6 protein-coding genes are annotated in these 4,969 nt (G+C 63.3%); 5 read left to right on the plus strand and 1 reads right to left on the minus strand.

Annotated elements, in window-relative coordinates; genetic code table 11:
• The 5 genes from lpxD to lpxB all read left to right on the plus strand — a co-directional run.
• A partial coding sequence (gene lpxD, locus ACXJKO_RS29750) for a UDP-3-O-(3-hydroxymyristoyl)glucosamine N-acyltransferase (protein WP_457094627.1) occupies positions 1 to 956 on the plus strand: 956 nt, incomplete at its 5' end.
• A 40-nt stretch (positions 957 to 996) separates the two neighbouring features.
• Entirely contained in the window at positions 997 to 1,458 is a 462-nt protein-coding gene (gene fabZ, locus ACXJKO_RS29755; protein ID WP_457094628.1) for a 3-hydroxyacyl-ACP dehydratase FabZ, read from the plus strand.
• The gene (gene lpxA, locus ACXJKO_RS29760) at positions 1,458 to 2,267 is read left to right on the plus strand and encodes an acyl-ACP--UDP-N-acetylglucosamine O-acyltransferase (RefSeq protein WP_457094629.1); all 810 of its coding nucleotides are present in this window, start codon (positions 1,458 to 1,460) and stop codon (positions 2,265 to 2,267) included. The genes fabZ and lpxA overlap by 1 nt, the downstream gene beginning before the upstream one ends.
• A gap of 6 nt (positions 2,268 to 2,273) precedes the next feature.
• Positions 2,274 to 3,158 carry an LpxI family protein gene (locus ACXJKO_RS29765; RefSeq protein WP_457094630.1) on the plus strand — a complete coding sequence of 295 codons (885 nt, stop codon included), beginning with the start codon at positions 2,274 to 2,276 and terminating at the stop codon, positions 3,156 to 3,158.
• Positions 3,155 to 4,333 (plus strand): lipid-A-disaccharide synthase, encoded by a 1,179-nt coding sequence (gene lpxB / locus ACXJKO_RS29770; protein WP_457094631.1) that lies wholly within the window; start codon positions 3,155 to 3,157, stop codon positions 4,331 to 4,333. Before ACXJKO_RS29765 ends, lpxB begins: the two co-directional genes overlap by 4 nt.
• Positions 4,334 to 4,554: 221 nt before the next feature.
• Here lpxB and ACXJKO_RS29775 read toward each other — a convergent pair.
• Positions 4,555 to 4,969 (minus strand): citrate/2-methylcitrate synthase (locus ACXJKO_RS29775; RefSeq protein ID WP_457094632.1); only part of this gene is annotated, 415 nt, incomplete at its 5' end.

Below are 4,969 nucleotides of genomic sequence, written 5' to 3' on the forward strand. Positions count from 1 at the left end.
CCCTTGGAAAGCCCTTGGAAAGCGCCGGACCGAACGACCTCGCCTATATGGACAATCCGGCCTATGGCGGCGCACTGGCCTCGACCCGCGCCGGTGCCTGCCTTGTCACGCCACGCTTTGCCGCCAAGGTGCCCGCGCAGACTGTCGCCCTGGTGACGCCGCAGGCCTACCGGGTTTTCGCGCAGGTCTTGGGGTTGCTGTTTCCCTCCGCCCTGAAGCCCGAATCCTGCTTTGCCGCTACAGGCATTTCGCCCGGCTCCTTCGTCCACCCCTCGGCTCGCCTGGAGCATGGGGTCAAGGTCGATCCCGGCGCGGTCGTCGGCCCCTATGCCGAAATCGGCGCCGGCACGCTCATCGGGGCGGGGACGGTCATCGGTCCGCATGTGAAGATCGGGCGCGACTGCTCGCTCGCATCCCATGTCACCGTGTCGAACGCCTTCATCGGCAACCGGGTCATCCTGCATCCGGGCGTACGCATCGGGCAGGACGGCTTCGGCTTCGCCATGGGGCCGCAAGGCCATCTCAAGGTGCCCCAGGTCGGGCGTGTGATCATCCAGGACGATGTGGAGATCGGCGCGAACACGACCGTGGACCGAGGCGCGAGCCGCGATACGGTGATCGGCGAGGGCACCAAGATCGATAATCTGGTCCAGATCGCCCACAACGTGGTCATCGGCCGCCATTGCGTGATCGTGGCCCAGGTCGGCATCGCCGGCTCCACTACGCTCGAGGATTACGTGGCGCTTGGCGGCCAAGTGGCCGTGAAGGGCCATGTTCGGATCGGCATGGGCGCCCAGATCGCCGCCACGAGCGGCGTCAACGGGGATGTTCCGGCCGGCGCGCGCTGGGGCGGAGCGCCTGCCCGGCCCATGCGCGAATGGTTCCGCGAGATCACCGCACTGAAAARGCTTGCATCCAAGGGCGTTTCCGACAAAGACGACGACGCGTCTTCATAACTTCGTTTCAGGACGCCCCATATCTTCCGGAGTTCACGCCATGTCCGAAGCGCCCACCACGCTTCAAACCGCGGATATCCTCGAAATTCTCGAGCTGCTGCCGCACCGCTATCCGTTCCTGCTGGTCGACAAGATCATCGAGATCGACGGCGACAACTCGTGCATCGGCATCAAGAACGTCACCTTCAATGAGCCACAATTCACCGGCCATTTCCCGTCGCGCCCCATCTTTCCGGGCGTGTTCCTGATCGAGGCCATGGCTCAGACGGCGGGCGCCATCTGCGTGAAGTCGAAGATCGCTCAGCAGGAGAAGCCCAAGCAGGTGTTCTTCATGACGATCGACAAGGTGAAGTTCCGCAAGCCCGTGGAGCCCGGCGACCGGGTGGAGTTCCACATGAAGAAGCTCAACAACCGCCGCAACATGTGGTGGTACCGGGGCGAGGCGAAGGTTGACGGAGTCGTCGTCTGCGAGGCCGAAGTCAGCGCGATGCTGGTGGCCTGATGGAAGCAATCATCCACCCGACAGCGATCATCGAGGACGGCGCCAAGATCGGCGCGGGCGCGAAGATCGGCCCATTCTGCACAATCGGCCCCGAGGTCGAGCTTGGTGAAGGCTGCCAGCTGATGAGCCATGTGGCGCTCGCGGGCAAGACCAAGATCGGCGCCCGTACGCGGATCTTCCCCTTCGCGTCTCTCGGCCATATTCCGCAGGACCTGAAGTACAAGGGCGAGCCCTCGACCTTGGATATCGGTTCCGATTGCATGATCCGCGAAGGCGTGACCATGAACCCCGGCACCGAAGGCGGCGGCCTGCGCACGGTCATCGGCGACCGCTGCACCTTCCTGGCCGGTTCGCATGTAGGCCATGACACCAAGGTCGGCAACGACTGCATCCTGTCCAACAACGTGATGTTGGCGGGCCATGTGACCGTCGGCAATTTCGTAATATTCGGCGGCGGCTCCGCTGTGATCCAGTTCGCCCGTGTAGGCTCCCATGCCTTCGTCGGCGGGCTGTCGGGTCTCGAGAACGATCTCATTCCCTACGGCATGGCGATCGGCAATCGCGGGCATCTGGCAGGGCTCAACATCATCGGCATGCGTCGCCGCAATTTCACGCGCGAGCAAATCCATGACGTCCGCCGCGCCTATCGTCTGCTGTTCGCGGACGAGGGCACCTTGGCCGAGCGCGTCGAGGATGTGGCAGCGGAGTTCGGAAGCCATCCCATCGTCCACGATATTCTCGACTTCATCCGCGAGGGCAAAGACCGGGCACTCTGCACGCCTCGGGATCCCGTCAGCACTTCCGGTTGAGGCCGGATGCAGCCCAAGGACGAGATAAAGACCGGTGACGGCCCCATCGCGATCATCGCCGGGGCCGGGCGCCTTCCCATCCAGCTCGTGGAGCATTTGGAGAAGACAGGCCAGGATTACCGTATCCTGGCCTTTCGAGGCTTCGCCGCGCCTGAGCTGCGCAATCGTGCCCAAACGAATGTGGATCTCCTCGACCTCAAGACCATCATGAACACCTTGGACGGTTGGCAGCCACAGGCTGTCTCCCTCGTCGGTGCCGTGCGCCGCCCAGGCTTCACCGCTTTGCTCGGGGCTTATTCGGCCCTACGCAACATGCAGGAGGTGAAGGAGGTCATTGCCCGTGGCGACGATCAGGTTCTGCGCGGCGCGGTGAGGCTGATCGAGGAACGCGGGCACAAGGTTGTGGGCGCACACGAGCTTGCGCCCGATCTCGTCGCTTCCAAGGCCTTTCGCGGCGCACTAGAGCCGAACGAGGACGACCGGCAGGCCATTGCGATGGGTGTCGATCTTCTCGCTTCGCTCTCCGCCTTCGACATCGGCCAGGGTGCCGTCATCGCCCGCAATCACGTGCTCGCCATCGAAGGCCCGGAAGGCACCGACCGCATGATAGGGCGGGTAAGGGCCCAGCGCCAATCCTGGTTCGGCCTACGCCAGCGCAAGGAGGGTGGAGTGCTGATCAAGGCGGCCAAGCGCGGGCAGGATCTGCGCGTCGACATGCCGACCATCGGTCCTCGTACTGTTGCCGAGGCGGCGCGTGCTGGCCTTTCCGGCATCGCCATCGGCGCAGGCTCGACCTTCGTGCTGGAGCAGGAGGAAACCCTGCGTATTGCGGATCGGCTCGGCGTGTTTCTGGCGGCTGTCGATCTTCCCTGGATGGAGAGCGCCCGTTGATCGACACGAAGCCTTTGACCATCTGGATCGTATCGGGTGAGGAATCGGGCGATCAGCTGGGTGCGAAGCTTATGCGCGCCCTCAAAAGCAGGCTCGGAGCCGAGCGCCTGCGGTTCGGTGGCGTGGGTGGCCATGCCATGGCCAAGGAAGGTCTCGCCAGCATCTTCCCGCTGGAAGAGATCTCCGTCATGGGCTTCTCCGCCGTCATTGCACGCCTTCCGACCATCCTGAAACGCATTCGATTCACGGCGGATGCTGTGGTCGCGGCAAAGCCCGACTGCCTCATCATCATCGACAGTCCTGATTTCACGCATCGGGTAGCGAAGGCCGTCCGGCAGCGCGCCCCGGAAATCCCGATCGTCGATTACGTCAGCCCCTCCGTCTGGGCCTGGAGGCCAGGGCGGGCGGCGAAGATGCGCGCCTATGTGGACCACCTTCTCGCGCTCCTGCCCTTCGAGCCGGATGCGCACAAGCGCCTCGGCGGCCCACCGACAACTTACGTCGGGCATCCGCTCATCGAGCGTCTCGCGGAGATCAGGCCTGCCCACGGCGAGCGGGGCGCTTCTACGGACGCTCCGTTGAAAATGGTCGTTCTGCCGGGCAGCCGCCGCTCCGAAGTCAGTCGCCTCATGAAGCCCTTCGGCGAAGCGCTGAAGCTCTTGCAGGAGCAGTCGCCGCGCTCCTTCGAGGTTACGATTCCAGCCGTCTCGCATCTGGCGGACGAAATCAAGGTGCACGCGCAAGCCTGGAGCGTGAAACCGAGGATCGTCCTCGGCGAAGCCGCGAAATGGRCAGCCTTCCGTGAGGCCGATCTCGCCCTGGCGGCTTCGGGCACGGTAACCCTGGAACTTGGCCTCTCTGGCGTGCCTCTAGTCGTGGCCTACCGTGTGTCGAAGATCGAGGAAGTGCTGAAGTATCTCATCAAGGCGCCCTCGATCGTGCTGACCAATCTGGTGTTGGGGGAGAACGTCATCCCCGAACTGATTCAATGGGATTGTACGCCTGAGAAACTGAGGGATGCGATTCTGCCCCTCATGAGCGACAGCCCCGAAAGGCAGCGCCAGATCGCAGCCTTTGCCAAGCTCGATGAGCTGATGAGGATCGGCGACGAGGCGCCGAGCGAGCGCGCGGCACGGGTGGTGGCGGACTTACTCTCGTCCAGAGCTCACGCCTGAGGAAGACCCTCTCGTCATCCCCGGACTTGTTCCGGGGATCCACACTTTTACTTCCGACCTTTACCTTTATGCTGAGTGTGACGAGGACGATGGGGTGGCGATGAAGGCATGGATGGCCGCAACAAGTGCGGCCATGACGTCCCGCGTGCGAGTTAAAGAGAGCAAGAGCGCAGCAAAAAGGGGCCTTTCGGCCCCTTCTTTAATTTTGATCTTTTGCGAGATCACCCGCGCTGGGCGACCGTCACGTAGCTGCGCTCTGGCGAGCCCGTGTAGAGCTGGCGCGGGCGGCCGATGCGCTGGGACGGGTCTTCGATCATCTCGCTCCATTGAGCGATCCAGCCAACCGTGCGGGCGAGCGCGAAGAGCACCGTGAACATGGAGGTGGGGAAGCCCATCGCCTTCAGGGTGATGCCCGAATAGAAGTCGATGTTCGGATAGAGCTTCTTCTCGACGAAGTAATCGTCCTTCAGCGCGATCTGCTCGAGCTCCATGGCGACGTCGAGGAGCGGATCGTCCTTGATGCCGAGTTCGCTGAGCACTTCGTGCGTGGTCTTCTGCATGATGCGGGCACGCGGGTCGTAGTTCTTGTAGACCCGGTGACCGAAGCCCATGAGGCGGAACGGATCGTTCTTGTCC

This window comes from Microvirga sp. P5_D2 (genome assembly GCF_054049475.1).